This is a genomic window from Neorhizobium populisoli (assembly GCF_019430945.1).
Lineage (GTDB): Bacteria > Pseudomonadota > Alphaproteobacteria > Rhizobiales > Rhizobiaceae > Neorhizobium > Neorhizobium populisoli.
This window is the reverse complement of sequence record NZ_JAHYCB010000006.1, coordinates 166,322-186,817: the sequence shown is the minus strand read 5'-3', so window position 1 is coordinate 186,817 and position 20,496 is coordinate 166,322. Positions and strand designations below refer to the sequence as shown.

The 20,496-nt window shown below is 62.2% G+C and carries 23 protein-coding genes; 10 read left to right on the top strand and 13 right to left on the bottom strand.

Features of this window, described 5'->3' with window-relative positions:
- Positions 1 to 42: 42 nt before the first annotated feature.
- Positions 43 to 570 (top strand): Lrp/AsnC family transcriptional regulator, encoded by a 528-nt coding sequence (locus tag KX729_RS18275; protein WP_219743917.1) that lies wholly within the window; start codon positions 43 to 45, stop codon positions 568 to 570.
- Between the two features lie 139 nt (positions 571 to 709).
- Here the strand turns inward: KX729_RS18275 and KX729_RS18270 are convergent, their stop codons facing one another.
- The 4 genes from KX729_RS18270 to KX729_RS18255 all read right to left on the bottom strand — a co-directional run bounded on the left by KX729_RS18270 (position 710) and on the right by KX729_RS18255 (position 3,605).
- Complete coding sequence (locus tag KX729_RS18270) at positions 710 to 1,012, bottom strand: hypothetical protein (RefSeq protein WP_219743916.1); 303 nt, start codon at positions 1,010 to 1,012, stop codon at positions 710 to 712.
- Positions 1,013 to 1,079: 67 nt separating this feature from the next.
- On the bottom strand, positions 1,080 to 1,664 hold the full coding sequence (locus KX729_RS18265; RefSeq protein WP_219743915.1) for an IMPACT family protein: 585 nt from the start codon (positions 1,662 to 1,664) through the stop codon (positions 1,080 to 1,082).
- 38 nt (positions 1,665 to 1,702) lie between these two features.
- Positions 1,703 to 2,647: a threonine/serine dehydratase gene (locus KX729_RS18260; RefSeq protein WP_219743914.1), complete on the bottom strand. Its 945-nt coding sequence runs from the start codon at positions 2,645 to 2,647 to the stop codon at positions 1,703 to 1,705.
- Between the two features lie 61 nt (positions 2,648 to 2,708).
- Positions 2,709 to 3,605 carry a LysR substrate-binding domain-containing protein gene (locus tag KX729_RS18255; RefSeq protein ID WP_219743913.1) on the bottom strand — a complete coding sequence of 299 codons (897 nt, stop codon included), beginning with the start codon at positions 3,603 to 3,605 and terminating at the stop codon, positions 2,709 to 2,711.
- Between the two features lie 107 nt (positions 3,606 to 3,712).
- Between KX729_RS18255 and KX729_RS18250 the strand changes: the two genes are divergently transcribed.
- The 6 genes from KX729_RS18250 (at position 3,713) to KX729_RS18225 (ending at position 8,353) form a co-directional block, all read left to right on the top strand.
- Entirely contained in the window at positions 3,713 to 4,414 is a 702-nt protein-coding gene (locus tag KX729_RS18250; RefSeq protein ID WP_219743912.1) for a glutathione S-transferase family protein, read from the top strand.
- Positions 4,415 to 4,485: 71 nt separating this feature from the next.
- Positions 4,486 to 5,520 (top strand): iron ABC transporter substrate-binding protein, encoded by a 1,035-nt coding sequence (locus tag KX729_RS18245; RefSeq protein WP_219743911.1) that lies wholly within the window; start codon positions 4,486 to 4,488, stop codon positions 5,518 to 5,520.
- Positions 5,520 to 6,542, top strand: coding sequence for a FecCD family ABC transporter permease (locus KX729_RS18240; RefSeq protein WP_219743910.1), 1,023 nt, complete (start codon positions 5,520 to 5,522; stop codon positions 6,540 to 6,542). The genes KX729_RS18245 and KX729_RS18240 overlap by 1 nt, the downstream gene beginning before the upstream one ends.
- 10 nt (positions 6,543 to 6,552) lie before the next feature.
- Positions 6,553 to 7,338 carry an ABC transporter ATP-binding protein gene (locus KX729_RS18235; protein ID WP_219743909.1) on the top strand — a complete coding sequence of 262 codons (786 nt, stop codon included), beginning with the start codon at positions 6,553 to 6,555 and terminating at the stop codon, positions 7,336 to 7,338.
- Positions 7,338 to 7,865 carry a tRNA (N6-threonylcarbamoyladenosine(37)-N6)-methyltransferase TrmO gene (tsaA, locus tag KX729_RS18230; protein WP_219743908.1) on the top strand — a complete coding sequence of 176 codons (528 nt, stop codon included), beginning with the start codon at positions 7,338 to 7,340 and terminating at the stop codon, positions 7,863 to 7,865. Before KX729_RS18235 ends, tsaA begins: the two co-directional genes overlap by 1 nt.
- Before the next feature lie 134 nt (positions 7,866 to 7,999).
- Positions 8,000 to 8,353 (top strand): hypothetical protein, encoded by a 354-nt coding sequence (locus tag KX729_RS18225; RefSeq protein ID WP_219743907.1) that lies wholly within the window; start codon positions 8,000 to 8,002, stop codon positions 8,351 to 8,353.
- A gap of 145 nt (positions 8,354 to 8,498) precedes the next feature.
- On the opposite strand, the gene KX729_RS18220 is transcribed toward KX729_RS18225, so the two are convergent.
- The 3 genes from KX729_RS18220 to otsB all read right to left on the bottom strand — a co-directional run bounded on the left by KX729_RS18220 (position 8,499) and on the right by otsB (position 10,976).
- Positions 8,499 to 8,708: a TOBE domain-containing protein gene (locus KX729_RS18220; protein ID WP_219743906.1), complete on the bottom strand. Its 210-nt coding sequence runs from the start codon at positions 8,706 to 8,708 to the stop codon at positions 8,499 to 8,501.
- A gap of 67 nt (positions 8,709 to 8,775) precedes the next feature.
- Positions 8,776 to 10,152, bottom strand: coding sequence for an alpha,alpha-trehalose-phosphate synthase (UDP-forming) (otsA, locus tag KX729_RS18215; protein WP_219743905.1), 1,377 nt, complete (start codon positions 10,150 to 10,152; stop codon positions 8,776 to 8,778).
- Positions 10,149 to 10,976, bottom strand: coding sequence for a trehalose-phosphatase (gene otsB, locus KX729_RS18210; RefSeq protein ID WP_219743904.1), 828 nt, complete (start codon positions 10,974 to 10,976; stop codon positions 10,149 to 10,151). The genes otsA and otsB overlap by 4 nt, the downstream gene beginning before the upstream one ends.
- Before the next feature lie 197 nt (positions 10,977 to 11,173).
- On the opposite strand from otsB, the gene KX729_RS18205 reads away from it, so the two are divergent.
- On the top strand, positions 11,174 to 11,971 hold the full coding sequence (locus tag KX729_RS18205) for a class II glutamine amidotransferase (RefSeq protein ID WP_219743903.1): 798 nt from the start codon (positions 11,174 to 11,176) through the stop codon (positions 11,969 to 11,971).
- 3 nt (positions 11,972 to 11,974) lie between these two features.
- On the opposite strand, the gene KX729_RS18200 is transcribed toward KX729_RS18205, so the two are convergent.
- Positions 11,975 to 12,340 carry an MmcQ/YjbR family DNA-binding protein gene (locus KX729_RS18200; RefSeq protein ID WP_219743902.1) on the bottom strand — a complete coding sequence of 122 codons (366 nt, stop codon included), beginning with the start codon at positions 12,338 to 12,340 and terminating at the stop codon, positions 11,975 to 11,977.
- 1 nt (position 12,341) lies between these two features.
- Positions 12,342 to 13,553: a bifunctional phosphopantothenoylcysteine decarboxylase/phosphopantothenate--cysteine ligase CoaBC gene (coaBC, locus tag KX729_RS18195; RefSeq protein WP_219743901.1), complete on the bottom strand. Its 1,212-nt coding sequence runs from the start codon at positions 13,551 to 13,553 to the stop codon at positions 12,342 to 12,344.
- A gap of 246 nt (positions 13,554 to 13,799) precedes the next feature.
- On the opposite strand from coaBC, the gene KX729_RS18190 reads away from it, so the two are divergent.
- The gene (locus tag KX729_RS18190) at positions 13,800 to 14,354 is read left to right on the top strand and encodes a glyoxalase superfamily protein (protein ID WP_219743900.1); all 555 of its coding nucleotides are present in this window, start codon (positions 13,800 to 13,802) and stop codon (positions 14,352 to 14,354) included.
- Here KX729_RS18190 and KX729_RS18185 read toward each other — a convergent pair whose 3' ends face one another.
- The gene (locus KX729_RS18185; protein ID WP_219743899.1) at positions 14,355 to 15,227 is read right to left on the bottom strand and encodes a LysR family transcriptional regulator; all 873 of its coding nucleotides are present in this window, start codon (positions 15,225 to 15,227) and stop codon (positions 14,355 to 14,357) included.
- A gap of 91 nt (positions 15,228 to 15,318) precedes the next feature.
- Between KX729_RS18185 and KX729_RS18180 the strand changes: the two genes are divergently transcribed.
- A complete protein-coding gene (locus KX729_RS18180; RefSeq protein WP_219743898.1) occupies positions 15,319 to 16,590 on the top strand; it encodes an MFS transporter in 1,272 nt (423 codons plus the stop codon).
- Here the strand turns inward: KX729_RS18180 and KX729_RS18175 are convergent.
- The 3 genes from KX729_RS18175 to KX729_RS18165 form a co-directional block, all read right to left on the bottom strand.
- Positions 16,587 to 17,369 carry a COG3904 family protein gene (locus KX729_RS18175; RefSeq protein WP_219743897.1) on the bottom strand — a complete coding sequence of 261 codons (783 nt, stop codon included), beginning with the start codon at positions 17,367 to 17,369 and terminating at the stop codon, positions 16,587 to 16,589. The two genes, KX729_RS18180 and KX729_RS18175, sit on opposite strands and share 4 nt — an antisense overlap.
- The gene (locus tag KX729_RS18170; protein WP_219743896.1) at positions 17,356 to 18,735 is read right to left on the bottom strand and encodes a hypothetical protein; all 1,380 of its coding nucleotides are present in this window, start codon (positions 18,733 to 18,735) and stop codon (positions 17,356 to 17,358) included. The genes KX729_RS18175 and KX729_RS18170 overlap by 14 nt, the downstream gene beginning before the upstream one ends.
- A 134-nt stretch (positions 18,736 to 18,869) precedes the next feature.
- Positions 18,870 to 20,444 (bottom strand): aromatic amino acid lyase, encoded by a 1,575-nt coding sequence (locus KX729_RS18165; protein ID WP_219743895.1) that lies wholly within the window; start codon positions 20,442 to 20,444, stop codon positions 18,870 to 18,872.
- Positions 20,445 to 20,496: the final 52 nt, after the last annotated feature.

Sequence of the window (20,496 nt, the reverse complement as noted above, 5' to 3'; positions counted from 1 at the left end):
TTGCCGAAGATTATTCGGCGGAAAAGCGGAAGAGCCGGTCCAATGGAAAATACAGAAGACATTCGGCCAAAGCGGCGGGAACCTGCGGCGTTGGATGCGTTCGACCGAAAGATATTAGCCGCACTGGCGGCCGATGCCGACCAGAGCTATGCGGCGCTGGGAGAAAAGGTGGGCCTCTCCCCGCCCGCCGTGCATGAACGGGTCAGGAGGTTGAAGCGATCCGGCGTGATCCGCGATGTCGTGGCAAGGCTCGACGGCACTTCGGTCGGCAAACCGCTGACGGCCTTCATGCATGTGGAGGCGGCCGGCTGGGGCAAAAGCGAAAGGCTGATGCAGATCGCCCGTTTTCCGGAAGTCGAGGAAATGCATTCGGTCGCGGGCGATGCGAGCATGATCCTGAAAGTGCGGATGGAAAACCCGCAGGCGCTGGAATTCCTGCTCGGCCAGATTCACGCGGTTCCGGGCGTGCACGGCACTAAGAGTTATATCGCGCTTTCCACCTATCTGGACCGCCCGGTGCAGGCCGATGTGACCGTCGGCTGGCCGGCCGTTCCGTTCTCATCTGAATAGTCGGTCGGGGTCAGCTTTCGGCGAGCGAAGGATACGGAAGCCTGCGCCGCATCTTTAAGCCAACCCAGAATGTACTTTCGCTGCGCTATGAGGTTAAGCGTATGACCGATCAAGGACCTCATCCATCAAGACAGCATGATCACCAGCGAAGGCGAACTACCGGCTCCACGTACAATTGCAAGTCCGGCAATTGCCGTCCGGCTTCGAATGAGACTTTCAGTATCTGCGCCCCACGCTCGGAGACAATAGTGATCGAGACGACATCGCTCCTATCGATATAGAAGATTTCCTGTTGGTTGAGCATGTAGGTCGCGGAGAAGAAACGTTCCCAGCGACTCCAGGTAACGAGCAGTTTGGCGCGACCGTCAGCGCTTTCGAAACGATAACTTTCAGAACCTATTTCCTCATAATGTTCCGCTTCGATGCCGAATTCGGCAAGCATGTCGATTTGGCTCGGGTAGTCGCGGCGGGGCGCTTCTTTCCAGGCAATCGCCTTTGTCGTCGCCGGCTCAGGTAAGTCGCAATTCCGACCGCCCGCTCGTAAGATCGGAAACCATTTGTGAAACCTGATCAATTTCCGTCTCCAGCAAGCGGACGATGAGGTCGGCGCCTGTTTCTCGAAATCGTTCTTCAACAATCGTTACGTCTCGAAGAGATTGCAGTCGAGCCTTGACCCGCGCCAGATCCGAGAATTCAAGGCTGACGACGCCCTGCACCGTAGGCTTCACCTCGACTAGCGCCGCGCCCTTCAGACAGGCCGCCGCCGTTCCGCCGTAAGCCCTGACAAGCCCACCGCTGCCGAGCAATATGCCGCCGAACCAGCGGGTGACGATGACGATGGCCTTGTCGATGCCCTGGCCGTCGATCGCCGCGAGGATCGGTTTGCCGGCAGTGCCGCTCGGTTCGCCGTCATCGGAAAAACGATAGGCCTGGCCGATCCGCCAGGCCCAGCAATTGTGGTTTGCATCGGTCTTGGCGTGGGCGGCAAGTGCGGCCTTCGCCTCGTCCTCCGTCTCGACGGGAAGCGCGATGGCCGCAAATGTACTTTTCTTGACGGCCTGCTCGAATATGGCCGGCTGCTGAAGCTGAAACATGTTGCAGCCTTATCGCCGGCCTATTCGGAAAGGAAGCCTCAGCCGAAATTGACGGCCGTCGTGTTCGAACCGCAGACGAGCACGCAGACCTTTTCGTCCGGGCCCGGCACGTATTTGCCGGACTGCAGCGCCGCGAAGGCGGCCGCCCCGCCCGGCTCTGTCACCAGCCGAGCACCGGACCAAAGGGCCTTCTGGGCGTTGAGGATATCCTCGTCCGTGACCAGGATCGGTGGCTGGACGAATTTCTGCGCGACCGGGAACATCATCTGCCCGACCTGTTTCGGCGCCAGCGAATCCGCTGCGATACCGCCGGCGGGCGCATCCACAGGCTTGCCGGCCTTGAAGGCTTCGTAAAGCGTCGGAGCACCGTCGGATTCCACCGCGACGATCTTCACCCGGCCGCGCATCCAGGAGGCGACGCCGCCGATCAGCCCGCCGCCGCCGACGGCGACGATCAGCGTCGTCATCTGCGGCAGGTCTTCCTCGATCTCCTTGCCGAGCGTGCCCTGGCCGATCATCGTTTCGGCCTGGTCATAGGCATGGATCGGCAATGCGCCACTCTTCTCCACATAGATTTCGCTGGCCGCCAGTGCATCCGCATAACGGTCGCCGCCGACCACCAGTTCTGCGCCATAGGAGCGAATCTTGTCGATCTTGGCCGGCGAAGCGACGCTCGGCACGAAGATATGGGCCGGCACGCCGCGCTCGCGGGCGGCGTAAGCCACTGCCGCACCATGATTGCCGCCCGAAGCCGCAACGACACCGACCGCCGGGACTTCCCGCGTCAGCAGGCTGGTGAACGCACCGCGCACCTTGAATGAACCGGAATGCTGCAGAAGCTCCAGCTTGAGGTCGACCGGCATGGCGACCGCTCCGAAATCCCTCATATCGACGCGCATGACAGGCGTGCGGCGGATGAAGGGGCGGATCAGCTTTTCAGCCTCGGCAATGCGGTCTTGCGTGACGAGAGTTTCGGTCGACATGGGAGCCTCTTTCGAATGGATTGCCATGGGTATCCGCTTGGATGAGGAAAGGAAAGGCCCGTCAGCCGCCGATCCGTTCGGTGAGGAAATCGACGACGGCACGCACCGCTGGAAGCTGGCCGCGCCGGTGCGGCATCAGGATCGTGGTGGTGATGCTGCCGGCCGTCCACTCGGGCAGGAGGCGGACGAGCCGGCCCTCTGCCAGCGCGTCATGGCAGACCGAAGTCGGCAGGAAAGCGAGACCAAGGCCGGCAAGTGCCGCCTTCATCATCACCATCGGTTCGTCGGCAGCGATGACAGGTTTGGGGGTTATGGAGACCTCTTCGCCTTCGGTCGAAACCATCCGCCAGATCGTATCGTCGAGACCGGCGGTGATGGCCGGATAATCGGCGACGTCCTCCGGCCGCTGCGGCGCTCCATGGGCTTCGATGAAATCCGGCGAGGCCACCAGAAAGAACGGGTGCGTCGCCAGCTTTCGCTGCAGCAGGCTGGAATCCGGCAATGGCGCCTGATGGCTGCGCACTGCGATATCGAAACCTTCCTGCACGATATCGACGAAGCGGTCGCTGACATGCAGCGACAGCGTCAGCTTCGGATATCGCCTTGAAAGCTCGGGCAGCTGGTCGGCAATGAGGAACTGCGCCGTCGGCACGGCCGCCGTCATCCGCACGGTGCCGGTCGGTTCGCCAAGATGGGTGCGCACGATCGCCTCCGCCATCTCCGCTTCGATCACCGAGGCCTGCGCATGCTGAAAGAAATCCCGGCCGAGATCGGTCAGCGAAAAGCTGCGCGAGGTGCGCTGGATCAGCCGCACGCCGAGCCGCTCCTCCAGTTCCGCCACGCGTTTGCTGACGGTGGATTTCGGCACGCCGAGCCGGCGGCCCGCCGCGGAAAAGCCGCCATGCTCCACCGCCTGAACGAAAAAATGCAGGTCGTTGAGGTTGAGCGGGACAGTCATATCATCTTCCAGATTTGTGGACTTAAGAGCGCAATATCGGCATCTACCGTCGCATCGTCCATGAAATCATATTCACGTCATCCGAAAACTGAGAAGGAAATGACGTGATGACATCGATCCTGTTTTATGGCGTGCCGGAAGGATGTTCCTTCGGCTCGATCGTGGCGCTCGAATGGACGGGCGCACCCTACCGCCTCTGCCGCGTCGACATGCCGGGTATCGTCTCGAGCGATGTCTATGCGCCGGTCAATCCAGTGCGCGAGACACCGTCGCTGATGCTGCCGGACGGCCGGGTGATGAGCGAAAGCATGGCGATCCTCAACCACATTGCCGCCCGCAGCAATCGCTTTGGTTTCGATCCGAAATCTGAAAAATTCGACCGGCAGAACCAGATGCTGGCGTTCCTCAATATCAGCTTCTTCAACGCCTTCAGCCCGCTCTGGCACACGCTGGAACATGAGCTGGAGCCGCAGGCGAAGGAAGCGATCCGGACCTATGGCATCGGCAAGGTGGAGAAGGCGCATGCGCAGCTCGAAAAGCTGCTCGACGGCCGACAGTGGCTGCTCGGCGACGAGAAGAGTTTTGCCGACGCCTATTTCGCCGGCATCGCCCGCTGGAACGATTTCCATCAGGTCGTCGACCGCAAGCAGTTTCCGGCGCTGAACGCGCTTTACGAACGGCTTCAGGAAGACCCGGCGGTGCGTTTCGCCTGGGCGATCGAGCATGAGGAGGAGGCGAAGACCACCGGAAAATTCCTCGGCCATGTAAGCCTTGACGAGGCGCTTGCGGAGGTCAAACAGGCGGCCTGATTTGTCGCCGAGATATTTCCATAAATATCTCGGCATGCCATAGTGGGCTCCATTTCAAGGGGGAGCCCACTATGCTGAAATTGCTCGGCACCGTCTCAATTGCCTTTCTGACCGTTTTCGCCGGCATGGCCGTCGCCAGGCCCTTCAAGGATGCCGGCGGCCGTACCGTCGAAATTCCGGAAAAGATCAGCCGCGTGCTGACCGCCGGCCCGCCGGCCGCCGTTCTGGCCTATGTCCTGGCGCCGGAAAAGCTGACCGGCTGGGTGCAGGAGCCGACCAAGGAGCAGAAGGAATTCCTGATGCCTTCTGTCCGCGATCTGCCGACCTATGGCCGTCTGACGGGCCAGGGCGGCACGGCGAACATGGAAGCTGTGCTCGCCGCCAAGCCGGATATCATCATCGATGTTGGCACGGTCAATGACACCTATATTTCGCTCGCCGACAAGGTGCAGCAGCAGACCGGCATCCCCTATATCCTGATCGACGGCAACTTCGCCAAGACACCGGAAACCCTGCGTCTGGTGGGTGATCTTCTCGGCGTTTCCGCCCGCGCCGGCGAACTTGCCACCTATGCGGAAACCACGCTGAAGACGCTGAACGACGGTATCGCCAAGGTGCCGGAAGCCGAGCGCCCGAAGGTCTATTACGGCCGCGGCCCGGAAGGTCTGGAGACGGGCCTCGCCGGCTCGATCAATCTCGAAATCCTCGGCGCGGTCGGCGCGACGAACGTTGCCGCAGCTGCCGGCAAGGGCGGGCTGACCAACGTGTCGCTGGAACAGATCCTCGGTTGGAACCCGCAGGTCATCCTCGCCGCCTCGCCGAAATTCGCGCAGACCGCCAAGACCGATCCGCTCTGGGCCAATATCGCCGCAGTGAAGGACGGCAAGGTTTATCCGACTCCATCCATGCCCTTCGGCTGGTTCGACTCGCCTCCGGGCGTCAACCGCCTGATCGGGGTGCGCTGGCTGGAAGCGCTGCTTTACCCGAAGGCCTTCACGGTCGATCTGAAAGGCGACGTCAAACAGTTCTTCAAGCTCTTCTATCAGGTGGAGTTGACCGATGCGCAGCTTGACTCGCTGCTGAAGGGCGCGACACCTAAGTCCTGATGAAGGATTCCACGGACAGCAATCTGAAACTGATCGTCTTCGGCATCGCCGGCCTGATCGTGCTGGCGATACTGTCGATGGCGATCGGCAAATATGCCGTGTCGCCGTCGACCATCCTTGCGGTCCTTCTGTCCGGCATTACCGGCGATACGTCCGGTATCGATCCGATCCAGTCGACGGTGATCTGGAACGTCCGCCTGCCGCGCGTCGCCGCTGGCCTGTTGATCGGTGCGTCGCTGGCGGCAGCTGGCGCCACCTATCAGGGCCTGTTCCGCAACCCGCTCGTCTCGCCCGACATTCTCGGCGTCTCCGCCGGCGCCAGCCTCGGTGCAGTGCTGGCGATCTTTCTGGAAATGCCGGTGCCGGTCATCCAGGCATCGAGTTTCTGCGGCGGCCTTCTGGCGGTTGGCGCGGTCTATGGGGTTGGCGCGGCGGTGCGCAACCGCGATCCGGTTCTGACGCTGGTTCTGGCCGGCGTGGCGATCGGCGCGGTCGTCGGCGCAGGTATCTCGCTGATCAAGATTCTAGCCGATCCTTACGATCAGCTTCCCGCCATCACCTATTGGCTGCTCGGTAGCCTGACCGCCGTCACCCGTGGTGATGTCGGCTCCATCCTGCCGGCCGTGCTGATCGGTTTTATTCCCCTCATCCTGCTCCGCTGGCGCATGAACGTCATGACGCTCGGCGACGAGGAAGCGCAGACGCTGGGCGTCGATACACGTATCACCCGCAGCGCGCTCATCGCCGGCGCGACGCTGATCACCGCGGCCTCTGTCTCCATCGCCGGCATTGTCGGCTGGATCGGTCTCGTCATCCCGCATATTGCCCGCCTTCTGGTCGGCCCGGATTTCCGCAAGCTGCTGCCCGCTTCGATCATGCTCGGCGGTGGCTATATGCTGGTGGTCGATACGCTGGCCCGCAGCATCGCCCGCATTGAAATCCCCCTCGGCATTCTCACCGCCGTGGTCGGCGCGCCCTTCTTCCTCTGGCTGCTGGCCTCCGGGCGAAAGGGCTGGTCATGAGGGAAATGCCATGAGGCTCGATCTCCAAAATATCGGCTTCGGTTATGGCGCCCGCACGGTTGGCAGCGGCGTGACGCTGACGGTCGGCGAGGGTGAGGTGCTGGCCCTGCTCGGTCCGAACGGCGCCGGCAAGACGACGCTGTTCAAGACCATGCTCGGCCTTCTGCCGCCGAAAGAGGGTGAGGTGCGGCTGGATGGCGTGCCACTTGCCGGTCTTTCCCGCACCGAGCGGGCGAGGATGATCGCCTATGTGCCGCAGGCGCATGCGGCGCTGTTTCCGTTCACGGTGCGTGATGTCGTGCTGATGGGCCGCGCCGCCCGGCTGGCGCCTTTCGCGGCTCCAGCAAAGCGCGACCGCGAGATTGCAAGCCAAGCCCTCGACCGCCTCGGCATGGCGCATCTGGCAACGCGACCCTATACGGAAATCTCCGGCGGCGAGCGGCAGATGGCGCTGATCGCCCGCGCGCTGGCGCAGGAACCAAAAATCCTCGTCATGGACGAACCCTCCGCCAGCCTCGATTACGGCAACCAGATGCGGGTGCTCTCGCATATCCGCCGTCTGGCGGTAGAGGGCATTTCCGTCATCCTCTCCACCCATAATCCCGACCACGTGTTCATGGTCGCCGACCGGGTGGCGCTGCTGCATGACGGCGCGCTGGCGGCGCTCGGGCGTCCCAACGATGTTTTGACGTCCGAACGGCTGAAACAGCTTTATGATATCGACGTGGTGATCGGCGTTCTGCCCGGCAGCGATACGCTGGTCTGCTCGCCGCGTCTCAATTTGGGAGAAGTCTGATGGTGCGCGAAAACGAAATCCGTGAGAACGAGGTGCAAGTTGTCCCGCCGGCTCCTACCGATGCGGGCCTGACCTTCATCGGCCGCATCTCGACACCTTGGACCTCGCGCCTCGAAACACCGCGGCAGGGCCGCCACGACGGTCCGATCTGCCGTATCGAGATCTACGAGCCCTGGGTTGCGGGCCTCAAGGGCGTCGAAGTCTTCGAACGGCTGGAAATTCTTTACTGGCTGCATGAATCGCGCCGCGACCTCGTGCTGCAGAGCCCGGCCAGCAACGGCAAGGTCCACGGCACGTTTTCGCTACGCTCGCCGGTGCGGCCGAACCCGATCGGCACGTCGATCGTCAAGCTGGAAGGCGTCGAAAGCAACATTCTTCTGGTGCGCGGCATGGACTGCCTCGACGGCACGCCGCTTCTCGACCTGAAACCGGATCGCACGCTGTTCAAGCCGATCGCCCCGCCGCAGCCGGGAGATTTCCAAACGGATGAGAATTCGCCAACCGCGCATTATTGCCAGAAGGCTTAGCTACTACTTCTATGTGCAAATAAGTGATACAACGCTATGCACCAAATAGGTGTAAATTAACGAATATAATCTTTTAGATGTATTTTTCGTTTTATGGTTTATTTTTCGCGCAATGCAATCTTTGGGAGAGAGAAATGAACCTAAGTACAACGTCAGTAAATTCTGTTGCGACATCCAATTCACCTGAAGAAGCCGCAAGGAAGTTCCAACTTGCTGTCAGCCAAGGCCTCGCCGAACTCATTGCCGATGCCATGGGAAAGGCCGTCAACGGAATGACAGCGGCAACAACCCCGAATCCAGCAATTGCGGGTTGGGAAAAGCTTATCAAGGGGATAGGGATGCAAATGGTCTGGGAAGGAATTTCCGATGTGATGAAGCCTATGCCAGTCACCAATCTGCAGACATTCTGCCCTTATCCTGCTGGAAGCGCGATCCATGTTGCCGCTGGCAATGTCTCGGTTGGAATCTCGATCGGCATTTCTTTCTAGTTAAGAGCTTACGCGTCTATGACTGCAATCTGAGACGAGCCAACAAGAAACTTAGTTATATCTCGCGCAGATTTTTGCGGCAGGCAAAGCACAGCTCCGGCGAGTTTTTCGCCGGGGTAATTGAGCGATGTTCCACAATTATGGTTCAATCCACCGCCACCATCACATCCGACGCCTTCACCACCGCATAGGCATCGCCGCCCACAACGAGGCCAAGCTCATCCACCGCCTCGTTGGTGATCGACGAGGTGACGACCACGCCATTGCCGATATCGATGCGCACATGCGCGGTCGTGGCGCCCTTGGTGACGCTGACGACCTTGCCCTTGAGGCGGTTGCGGGCGCTGATCTTCATGGACGAATCCTCCGTTTGATTTTCGCCGAACATACCGTGCCGGACGGCTTTGCCAAGCGGCCTCTCATCACCCTGTGGTGAGGTCCTTCAGGAAATCGTCGCACCAGCGGTTGATGTCGTAGACCTTCAGATGCTCCATCATCCGCTCCCAGCGCTGCTTGCGCTCTTCCAGCGACATTGTGAGCCCGCGAGCGATGGCATGCGCCGTGCCCTCGATATCGTAGGGATTGACCAGCAGCGCGCCGGAAAGCTCGCGCGCCGCCCCGGCAAAGCGCGACAGCACCAAGACGCCCGGATTTTCCGGATCCTGGGCCGCCACATATTCCTTGGCGACAAGGTTCATGCCGTCCCTTAAAGGCGTCACGAGCCCGATCCGCGACAGGCGATAAAGCCCGGCCAGAACCGGCCGCGCGATGGATTGGTTGATGTAGCGCACCGGCACCCAGTCCACCGTGCCGATCGCGCCGTTCACCCGGCCGGCCTGCTCGGCGACGGTACGCTGCATCTGCTCGTATTCCGGCACTTCGGAGCGGGATTTCGGGGTGATCTGCAGATAGGTCACCTTGTTCTGGTAACCCGGATTCATCGTGATGAAGCGTTCAAAGGCGTCGAGCCGCTGGGTGATGCCCTTGGAATAATCCAGCCGGTCGACGCCGATGATCATGTCGCGGCCTTCGACACTCTGCTTGGCCTTGCGTACCATCACATTGCTGGCCGCCTTCTGGGCGAAAGCGGCAAATTGCTCCGTCTCGATGCTGATCGCGTAATGTCCGCCCTTGAAGACGCGACCATAGGACGAGAATTTGCCTTCGCTCAGCCGCTGGCCGATGCCTTCGCGCACCAGCCCGCCGCCGAAATTGTCGAGGTCGTGATCCGTCTGGAAACCAACGAGATCGTAATGCGACAGGCCCCGCATGATCTCCTCATGCACCGGCATGGTGAACAGCACGTCGGCCGGCGGCCAGGGAATGTGCAGGAAAAAGCCGATCTTGTTCTTCAGTCCCATCTGGCGCAGTTCGGCGGCCAGCGGGATGAGATGGTAATCATGCACCCAGATGACGTCGTCTTCCTGGATCAGCGGCGCCAGCCGATGCGCGAAGAAGCGGTTGACGCGAAAATAACCGGCCATCTCCTTGCGCCCGTAATCGGCCAGATCCATACGGTAGTGGCAGAGCGGCCAGAGAACCCGGTTGGCGAAACCGTGGTAATATTCCTCGACATCCGTCTTGGTGAGATCGGTCAGCGCATAGGTGATATTGCCGTGTTCCTGCATGGAAAGCGGCGCCGGTTCCTTGGCACCGCTGGATTTGCCGGACCAGCCCATCCAGATGCCGCCGCGCTCTTCGAGTGCGGCCTGGAGCGCCACGGCAAGCCCGCCGGCCGGCGCATCGCCGCTTTTCTGGGGAAGGGTGACGCGGTTCGAAACGACGATGAGACGGCTCAAGAGATATCCTTTTGGACAGGCTGCAGCGGCGCTCTAGCGATCGCGGCGAGGATCGCGCGAACATCGGCAGCCGATGGAAGAATGGAAGTCGCCTCGGTGCCGCCATCGGCCTCGGCGATGCGGATCGAATAACCGCCGAGTTCGTTGGCGACCCGGAACATGGCCTCGTCGGTCACGTCGTCGCCGATCGCGATGGGCAGGCGCCCTTCGAACGGCGGTTCGGACAGAAACGTCCGCAGGGCATACCCCTTGCTGGCATGGGCGGGCCGGATTTCCAGCACCATCTTGCCATGCTGAAGCGTGAAATCTGGACCGGCCCTGTCCTGGTAACGGACCATCGCCATTTCGACGATCGCCTGGAATTGCGGGGCCTGCCGATAATGCGCCGCAACCGCCGCACCCTTGTCCTCGATCAGGACGCCCGGCCATTGCTGGGCCTCGAAAGCCAGATCGGCTTTCAGCGTTTCGAAAGCCGCATCCATGCCGATCCGGGTAATCGTACCATTCGGGTCACGTCGCTCGGCGCCATGCAGACCGGCAATCGGAAACGTGTAGGGCGGAAACAGCTGGTCGGCGTAGAACATCGCCCGGCCTGTCACCAGCGCCAGCGCGCCGCCCAGCCGGACGGACACCTTGTGCAGGTTTTCGGCGAGATCCGGCGGAATGACGATGCCATCCGGCGTATCGGCCAGATCGATCAGCGTGCCATCGATATCGAGAAACAAAGCCCATTGCTCAGGGTCGAGCATGAGTTTGGAAAGAACGGTTTCGTCCACATGGAGCGTTTCGGCTTCCACTGGCTGTTGCTGGTCAGTACGCGACATGCTGGGGCATTTAGGCTTGGATTCCGGTTCGGCAAGCGCGTGAGGCAACAGCCTGTCGCAAAAATTGATGATTCGTTTGCCAAAAATCCGTCACGAAGCACCCGGATTTATGTTTCGTTAAGCAATTGTCGAGACGCTGAAACTCTTGGAAAATCAAGGCCGCGGATGGGCGGCCGAAAATCGGAGCGGAAAGACCCATGTGCCGTTGGGCAGCCTATCGTGGCGAACCTCTTTATCTGGAAGAGCTTGTATCCTCGCCCGCTCATTCGCTGATCGAACAGTCCCATTGCGCCACCCGCGCCAAGACGGCGACGAATGGCGACGGTTTCGGCATCGCCTGGTACGGCGATCATCCTGAGCCCGGCCGCTATCGCGATATCCTGCCCGCCTGGTCAGACTGTAACCTCAGAAGCCTCGCCCGGCAGATCCGCTCGCCGCTCTTCCTCGCCCATGTGCGCGCCGCGACCTATGGCGCGACCCGGCGCGACAACTGCCACCCTTTTGTCCACGGCCAGTGGTCTTTCATGCATAACGGCCAGATCGCCGGTTTCGACGGCATCCGCCGCCGCATGGAAGCGATGCTCTCCGACGACCTGTTCAACGCCCGCACCGGCACCACCGATTCCGAACTGCTTTTCCTGCTGGCTTTGGAGCTCGGCCTCGATACCGATCCGTTCGGCGCGATGGAGAAGGCGATCGCCCTAGTGGAAGGTTTCTCTCGGGAGAAATCTGGCGAGGCGCTGGTGCGTTTCACCGCCTGCTTCTCGAACGGACAAGAGCTTTATGCGGTGCGTTATGCCACCGACCACAAGCCGCCGACACTCTACGCCGCACCGATGGGCGGCGACAAGACCGGTTATTGCCTCGTTTCCGAGCCGCTGAACGACGATGTCGATACCTGGGTGGAAATCTCGGACGGTACGGCGGTCAAAGTCTGCCCGAATGGCATGCAGGCCTCGCTCTTCCAGCCCGCGCGGCTGCAAAAGGCGGCCTGAGCGTCAGTCCGGCAAAACGATCCCGAGTTCCTGCCGAAGCTTCTTCGTCAGCCCGGCCGCGACCAGCTCGTAGGAGCGAGTGAGATAATGCTTCACCTCGTCTGTGGAGAGCGGCGAGGAGGCGCCGATCTCCACCCATTTGCGCTTGGCGAAATAGGGTGCCTGGTCGATCCCATCGAGCGCGGTGAGGATTTCAAAACTCTCTTCCGTGCATTTGGCGACGACACGCGAATCCTTGCCCTCGCCGCCAAGCAGGGTGAACACCTTGCCGCCGACCTTCGCTACATGCGCATCCCATTGATCGACGAAGGACGTGCCGGGCAGGCTTTTCACGAAAGCATCGAAGCCCTTGCGGTCGAAGACGCTCATCTCACGTTTCCGCAAACCGGGCCGCGATCAGCGCCGCCAGCCGCTCGGCCACTTCATCCTTGCCGAGATCCGGCCATTCGTCGACGCCATCGGCGCTGATGATCTTCACCTTGTTGTGGCTGCCGCCCATGATGCCGGTTTCCGGCGAAACATCGTTGGCGACGATCATGTCGGCGCGCTTGCGCTCCAGCTTGGAACGACCGTTTGCCACCACATCCTGTGTCTCGGCCGCAAAACCGACCACCAGTTTCGGCCGCTTCTCGTGATGGCCGACTGTCTTCAGGATATCCGGGTTCTCGGCAAGCTGCAGCGGCGGCGGAGCCTCGCCCGGCTGCTTCTTGATCTTCTGGCCGGCGGAAGAGGCGACCCGCCAGTCGGCGACGGCCGCCACCATCACCGCGATATCGGCCGGCAGGCGGGAGATGACCGCTTCCAGCATCTCTTCGGCGCGCTCCACATGCACGGTCTTCACACCGGCCGGATCGGGGATCGTCACCGGGCCGGAAACCAGCGTCACCTCTGCTCCGAGTTTCGCCAATGCGGCGGCAATCGCATGGCCCTGTTTGCCGGAGGATCGGTTGGCAATGTAACGCACCGGGTCGATCGGCTCGTGGGTCGGGCCGGAGGTGACAATGACCGTCTTGCCGGCGAGCGGCTTAGGCCCGGCATCAAGCAGCTTCACTGCCGCCGCGACGATTTCCAACGGTTCCGCCATGCGCCCGGTGCCGGCCTCGTTGCTCTCGGCCATCTCGCCGGCCATTGGGCCGATGAAATGGATGCCGTCGCCCTTCAGCGTCGCGGCGTTGCGTTTGGTCGGCGCCGCATTCCACATCTTCGGGTTCATCGCCGGCGCGATGAGCACGGGCCGGTCGGTGGCCAAAAGCACGGCGCTGGCAAGATCGTCCGCCAGTCCATGCGCCATCTTCGCCATCAGGTCGGCGCTGGCCGGCGCGACGATGATGAGGTCGTTATCGCGGGCAAGCCTTATATGCCCGACATCCTGCTCGTCCTCGCGCGAAAAAAGATCGACATAGACATGGCTGGCGGAAAGCGCACCGACGGCAAGCGGCGTGATGAATTCCTGTGCCGCCTTGGTCATCACCGGCCTGACACTCGCACCGCGCTCGCGAAGCCGGCGGATCAGGTCGAGGCTCTTATAGGCCGCGATGCCGCCGGAAATGATCAAGAGGATGCGCTTGCCCGAAAGTTCCATGCCGATTTCCCTGCCAAGATGGGCCGGAAGCTAAGCCTTTGCCGTTCGAAGTCAATCAGCCGCTGCCTTGCGCTTAAAATCGGACTGCGTTACTCCTGTTTATGGCCGGATGCGGCCAGCCGCCCGCGGGTTCAAGCCCAAGGTGAATGCATCCTTACCGACTCTCATCCTTAGCTTCAGCTTAGATGACGAATGGTTCAGCAATGCGGGCACTGACACGCCATTCGTTGTTTGGAGGATAGAGACATGCGCGATTTTCGCGATGCAAAACTGATGGCCAAAAACCTGCGCGAGGCGCTTGCCTTCCGCAAGATCGACGTGACCCACAGCCACGCGCTGGAACTGATCTCGGCGGCTTTTGGGTACGACGAATGGAACGTGCTCGCCGCCAAGATCGCCGCGGCCGAGCCCCAGCCCGAAAAATCGGACGAGATCTGGATCCAGCCGCCGATCCCGATCTTCCGCATCTTCTCGGTCGACAAGGCAATGGAATTCTATTGCGATTTCCTAGGGTTCAAGGTGGATTGGGAACATCGTTTCGGCGAAAACTTCCCGCTCTATTGCCAGATTTCCCGCAGTGGCATGCTGATGCATCTGTCGGAACATGCGGGCGATGCCTCGCCGGGCGCCAAGGCTTTCGTGCCGATGCGCGGCATTCGAGCTTTCCACGCGGAGTTGATCGGTAAAGATTATCGCTACATGAAACCGGGTCTGGAGCAGGCTGATTGGGGCCTGGAAGTGACCGTTACCGACCCTTTCAGCAACCGCATCGCGTTCTGCGAACGGGAAATCAAAGGCTGATCAAAGCAGCCCCATCAAGTTGAGCGCGATCGGGGAGCGCTGTGCTTTCAGCATGGCGAGCCCCAGCCGCGCGATCAGCGGCGGCCCTTCGATCGGCCGGTAGACGACGCCTTCGATCGTCAGCTTGGCGATCGAAGAGGGCACGATCGACACGCCGAGATCGGCAGCCACCAGATTGACGACCGACGGGATCTGCGGCGCCTCCTGCGTCACCACCAGTTCGAACCCTGCTTCCCGGCAGCCGCGGACGATATCGTCGTAAAGGCTGAGGCCCACCGTGCGCGGAAACAGGATGAAGGGCTCTCCGGCAAGTGCGGAAAGCGGCACGCTGCTATGTTTCGTCAGCGGGTGATGCGCCGGCAGCGCGATCAGCATCGGCTCGTCCGGCAGGCGCTTCAGCCACACCTCCTTCGGGTCTTCGAGGCCCGGACGAATGAAGGCGGCATCCAATTCGCCACGCACCAGCTTTTCCATCAGCCAGTTGCTGTTCATTTCGGACAGCGCCAGTGCCACATCCGGCCACTGGCTGCGAAACCGGCGGATGGCGCCGGTCACCAGCGGATTGAATGCGGCCGACGCCGTGAAGCCCAGCGCCAGCCTCCCCGTCTCACCCCGTGCCGCGCGTTGGGCCGCGAGCACGGCATTGTCGGCAGCCGCCAGCGAAGCCTTTGCCTCGGCCAGAAAGGCGATACCGGCCGCCGTCAGTTCGGCGCCGTGTGGCACGCGATGAAACAGGGCGGTGCCGATTTCCATTTCGAGAACGCGGATCTGCTGGCTGAGCGGCGGCTGCGCGATGCCGAGCTTTGCCGCCGCACGGGTGAAATTCCCCTCATCGGCCACCGCCAGGAAATACCGGATATGTCGCAGTTCCATACTCAAAACCTATCGAGAAAGGCTCTTCCATATATTGGACAAATCGGAGGGCACTGGCTACCTTTTTAGCACTCGAAAGGTTTTTCAGATCATGCCGCGTACCGCCAGTCTCAGGGCAGACGAACCCGCTTCTCAGAATGTCGCTCACATCGAACCGGAGGAGCGAGAGCCGGAAAAGCAGTTCCTGGTGCGCGGCACACCGCCCTATCGGCGCGCCAGTCTCGCCTTCTTCATGTCCGGTTTCTCCACCTTTGCGCTGCTGTATTGTGTCCAGCCGCTGATGCCGATCTTCGCGCATGATTTCGGGGTGAGCCCCGCCGCAAGCTCCCTTTCCCTGTCCTTATCCACCGGTTTCCTCGCCGTGGCGATCTTCCTTGCCGCAGCCGTCTCGGAACGTTTCGGCCGCCGCAGCCTGATGTTCGTCTCGCTGCTCGGCGCCTCGATCTGTACGATTGCCTGCGCCGTGATGCCGGACTGGAATGCGATCCTGGTCATCCGCGCGCTGGAAGGTTTTCTGCTCGGCGGCGTGCCGGCGGTGGCCATGGCCTATCTCTCGGAAGAGATCGATCCGAAAGGCCTCGGCGCTTCGATGGGGCTTTACATAGCCGGCAATGCTTTCGGCGGCATGGCGGGCCGTGTCTTTACCGGTGTTCTGGCGGAATACACGTCGTGGCGGTTGGCGCTCGGTGCGATCGGTGTGATGGGCATTGCGGCGGCGATCGGCTTTCTCATTCTCCTGCCGCCGTCCCGCAACTTCGTGCCGCGCAGATCCACGATGCGCTACCATGTCGATGCATGGCTCGGCCATCTGAAGAACCCAGCGCTTGCGATGCTCTTCGCCATCGGCTTCCTGGCTATGGGTTCCTTCGTGACGATCTATAACTATGCCGGTTTCCGGCTGGTTGCCGCGCCTTACAACCTCAATCAAACCGAAATCGGTCTGATCTTCACCGTCTATCTCTTCGGCATCGCCGCCTCATGGGCGGGCGGCCATCTGGGCGATCGTTTCGGCCATTTCGTCGTTATGCCGCTCGGCATTCTGGTTGCGGTGGCGGGCGTGGCGATCACGCTGGCGCCGTCGCTCTGGCTGATCATCCTCGGCATCGTGCTGCTGACCTCGGGCTTCTTCATGGCTCATTCGGTGGCAAGCGCGCTGGTCGGCAAGCTGGCGCGCGGCACCAAGGGCCACGCTTCCTCGCTCTATCTGCTCGGATATTATCTCGGCTCCAGCGTCGCCGGTTCGCTCGGCGGGCATTTCTGGAGCGCCAATGGCTGGTGGGCGGTCGTCGCCTTCACCGGCGGCATGCTGGTACTGTCACTGATCGCCGCGCTGGTATCGCGGCGCATCACCCTGCGGGCTTAAGTCTTCTTCCTGGCCGTCGGCGTCAGTTCGATAGTCGTCGTCAGCTTGAAATCGGCCATCTCCTTGGGCGTCAGGTAGTAAAGCCGGTCCGGCGGCGTTTCGAGCGCGTTGATCCACAGGCCGGCGCCGATCCCCATGGCGTCGAGATGCCGGGCGACACGCGCCGTCGTCGATTGCGCCGAAGACATGGCTTCATCCGCCGTCGGCCGGTTCTTGCCGCCGTTGAAGACCTGATGCACGCCGATCACCGCATCCTTCTCCGCCACGCGCGAAACACCGCCGGCAAATACGATCGGGCAGGAGGAGGCGCAGAGCGCCCGGCCCGTCACCTTCGTCCCGAGCTTCTTCTCGCGGATCAGCTTCGACATGGCGAGCGCATCGTCCACCGAGCCGCCCGGCGAATTGAGCGCCACGAGTTTCACATATTCGCCCCGCGCCTCGATCTCCTGCGCAAACCGGCCGGCCGCGCCAAGATCGATCGTCCCTTCGGCCAAAAGCACGCCGCCGGGTTTCAGGTCGAATTTCATCGGCTGGCGCAACACTTCTTTCGGGCTCGCGGGCTGCACCGGCGGTGCGGCGGGCACGCCATCCGTCAGCGCCGGCGGCAGCACGGGTTGCGCCTCATGCATCGGGTCGAACCCCGGCAGTTCCGCATTGGCGGTGGCGATCTCGCGGATATCGACGAACAGAAACGCCGCCGATGTGCAGAGCAGCGCATAAAACGCGCCCCGCATCAGCGCCCCGTCGTCGAGCTTGCGGATTGCCTCACCGATCCTCATGAGTGCGGTCCCTGCGCGTTCTCTGGTCGAGACTGGTGATATTGTTCGCCTCGGCCTCTCCGGAGGCCGTTTTCGCCTCCGAATGCGGCTCCGGTTCGGACTTCACATCATGCTCCGGTGCGGCCTCGGCTGCTTCCCGGTCCCTTTCCGGTTTCGAAACCGCCCGCTCGACATTGACCCCGCTCGCCGCCACCGCACGCTGCACTTCCAGGGCATGCAGCAGTTCGGCGGCCGTGATCCGTTCGGCAAACGGCAGGTTTTCGTCCTGCCTACGGATCGCGCCATGCACGATGGCGAGAATGAACACCATCACGCCCGGCAGAAGGTCGATGGAGATCGCGCCTGCCCAGGCCGGAATGAAATCCTGCGCATAAAACAGCACGGCCTCGGCCGGCGACATCGGTACGAAGCGGCGCTCCTGCACCGGCGGGCGCGAGAGGATTTCTTCGGCGGCCTTGGCGAGCGCCTTGGATTGCGCCGTGACGGAACCGCGCACCGTATCCATCACCTGGTTCTGGCGGTTGACGAGATCGGCCGCGCCGCCATCCGGGACTGGAGCGATGAAGCCGATCGAAAGATCGTCCGCCGCACGGCGGATCGACGGGGCGATCGAAGTCTGCGCCAGCGAGGTGATGACGCCGGTCAGCGCCACGGCTTCGGTCGAAAACTGGTCGGCGCGCGGTTCGATCGTGCCCGGCGCGGAGACCAGCGAGCGCATCGTCTCGAGCCGCTTCTGCCCCTGTTCGAAAAGGCCGGTCACCTGTTCGCGCGAGGCTTCGATACCCGCAGCGAGCGACTTCATCTGCGCCGACATTTGCGAGAGAAGCTGCACGACGCTGCCGGAGCCGGTCGTGCCGGTCAGCGAGCCGGATTGCCGCTCGACGCCGGCCAGCTGAGCGAACCGTTCGGAGGCACGCTGGATATCCGGCAGCAGGCTTTGCGCGGCAAGCGCATTCCGGTGCGCCCGGTCGAGATCGGCGGTGTAGTCTTCAACGGTCTCGGCCAGATGTTTTTCGACGGCGGCGGAGCCGGCCAGTGCGGCCGCATTCAGCCAGCTCGACATGGCCATGATCATCGCAGCACCGACCGCCATGACGAACAGCAATCCGGTGCGTCCCGTCCGGCTCGTCACATGCGGATAAAACCGCGCCATATAGGACCAGAAGGCATAGATGCCGACCGAGACCGAGGCCGAATAGATAACGGCGGCGAAGAATACCGCGGTCGGCGATCCGTCGAGGATCGTCCGGGCGCCGAGATAGGTATAGACGCCGGATGCGAGCGCCAGCACGGCGAGCGCAAAACGGGTCATGGTCTCCACGGCCGCGACGCCGTCCTGCAATCGTCTGGATGCGCCGAGCGCCATACGGTTTCTCCGGAAAGAGCGGATGTCGGAAAAGGAATGTATTCCTTAACAGAGAATGAAGAACCGGGCGGAATAAAGGCCGCTCAAGGGTTGCATCGAAGCGGCAGCCCGTCAGATGCAGGCCTTTTGCGACGTCAGGCTGTCATCTTCCGCTGAATACCCTGCATGCCGAGCCCGCCCAGCGCGAAAAAGTCGTCGATTGCATGGATCGGTGACAGGGCGATCAGCTGTTGCAGGAAGCTTTCCGAGGCAAGCTCCGCTTCGATCGCCTCTACTTCCGAGGAGAGCGGCCGATCGACGCGATAGAAGGCCGCATGCCGACGCACCACGTCGTAGACCAGTTTCACAGCGCCGCCCGGTTCGTCGCCCTGGATGTCCATGGCCTGCGCCGCCAGCAGCGCTTCCAGCGCCGCGAGGCGCTTCAAGGCCTGCATCTGCCGCTCGAAACGCTCGATGACGAGCGGCAGGAACGCGGCCTCGTCTTCCATGCCGCCGGCCACGACCAGCGACTGCGCCGAGACGGGATTGGTCATCGACAGAACGCGGGAAAAGATTTCGCCGGCAAGCTTGATGATCGGCCCGAACCCGGTGGCGATCGCCCCTTCGGGGACGAGATTGATCGGCAGGCCGCGCCTTTGGCCGTTGCCGAGCAGGACGCAGCGGTTGAAGGCGTTGCGTGCGGCATGCGCCATGCAGAGCGAGGCGGATTCCAGAAGCACGGTGACATCGAGCGGCAACGAACCACCTGAGGTCAGCACCCGGCCGTCGGCGATGACTGGATTGTCATCGGAGCGGCCGGTTGCGGCCAGAACCTTGTGGCCGGCCGTCAGCACGCTCTCGAAGACCGCACCGAACACCTGCGGCACCATGCGCAGGCTCAACGGATCCTGTACATGCGTGGCGTCCGGCCAGTCCCAGCCTTCCGAAGCGTTGCAAAGCCATTTGCCGATCATCGCCTCGCGGGGAGTGCCCACATGGGTGACGGCAATCCACGGATCGCGCGAGGCGCCCATGGCGCCGGCCGCCGTCAGCCCCGTGGCGAGCAGCGTGCGCAGGGCTGCGGCCGCGTTGCGGGTGGCCTCGGCGGCTGCGGCAAAACTCACCGAATTGACGCTGAGCGAGGCCAGGCTGTCGCGCGGCGCCATGCGGGAGGGCTGAAGCCCGGCGCGGCGGAAGGCCTCCGCCGCCGGCAGGCGTTCGCCCTGGAAAACGGCCTCGCCGACGCCGGTCAAAACGGCGCCGATCTGGCCCATCAGGCCGATATCGGCGCAGCCTATCGAGCCGGTGCGGCGCACCACCGGCACCACGTCCGCGGCGAGAAGATCGAGATAGGCATGCACGAGATCGGTGGAGCAACCGACATAACCGGTCAGGGCCGTGTTGACGCGCAGCGCCATGGCATTGCGCACGACGCAGACGGGGAACGGATCGCCGGTGCCGAAATGGTGGGCGCGCACCAGGCCAAGATTGAAGGCATCCAGTTCATCGCTCGACCAGGCAACATCCTTCATCGCCCCGACGCCGGTGGTCGCGCCATAGACGGGCGTGCCCTCGGCGATCGCCCGTTCCAGGATATCGCGGGCCGCCTGCACGCGCGCAAGGCCTGCGGCCTCTGCGGTGACGCGTGCCTTGCCTTTGCCGATCAGCATCAATTCGGCAAAACCGATCGGTTGTCCGTTGAGTTCGATGGTTGGTCTTGTCTCGGGCATCAGGCCTCCATTGCCGCTAGACTAGCGGAATGTCCGGCTTGAGGAATATCCC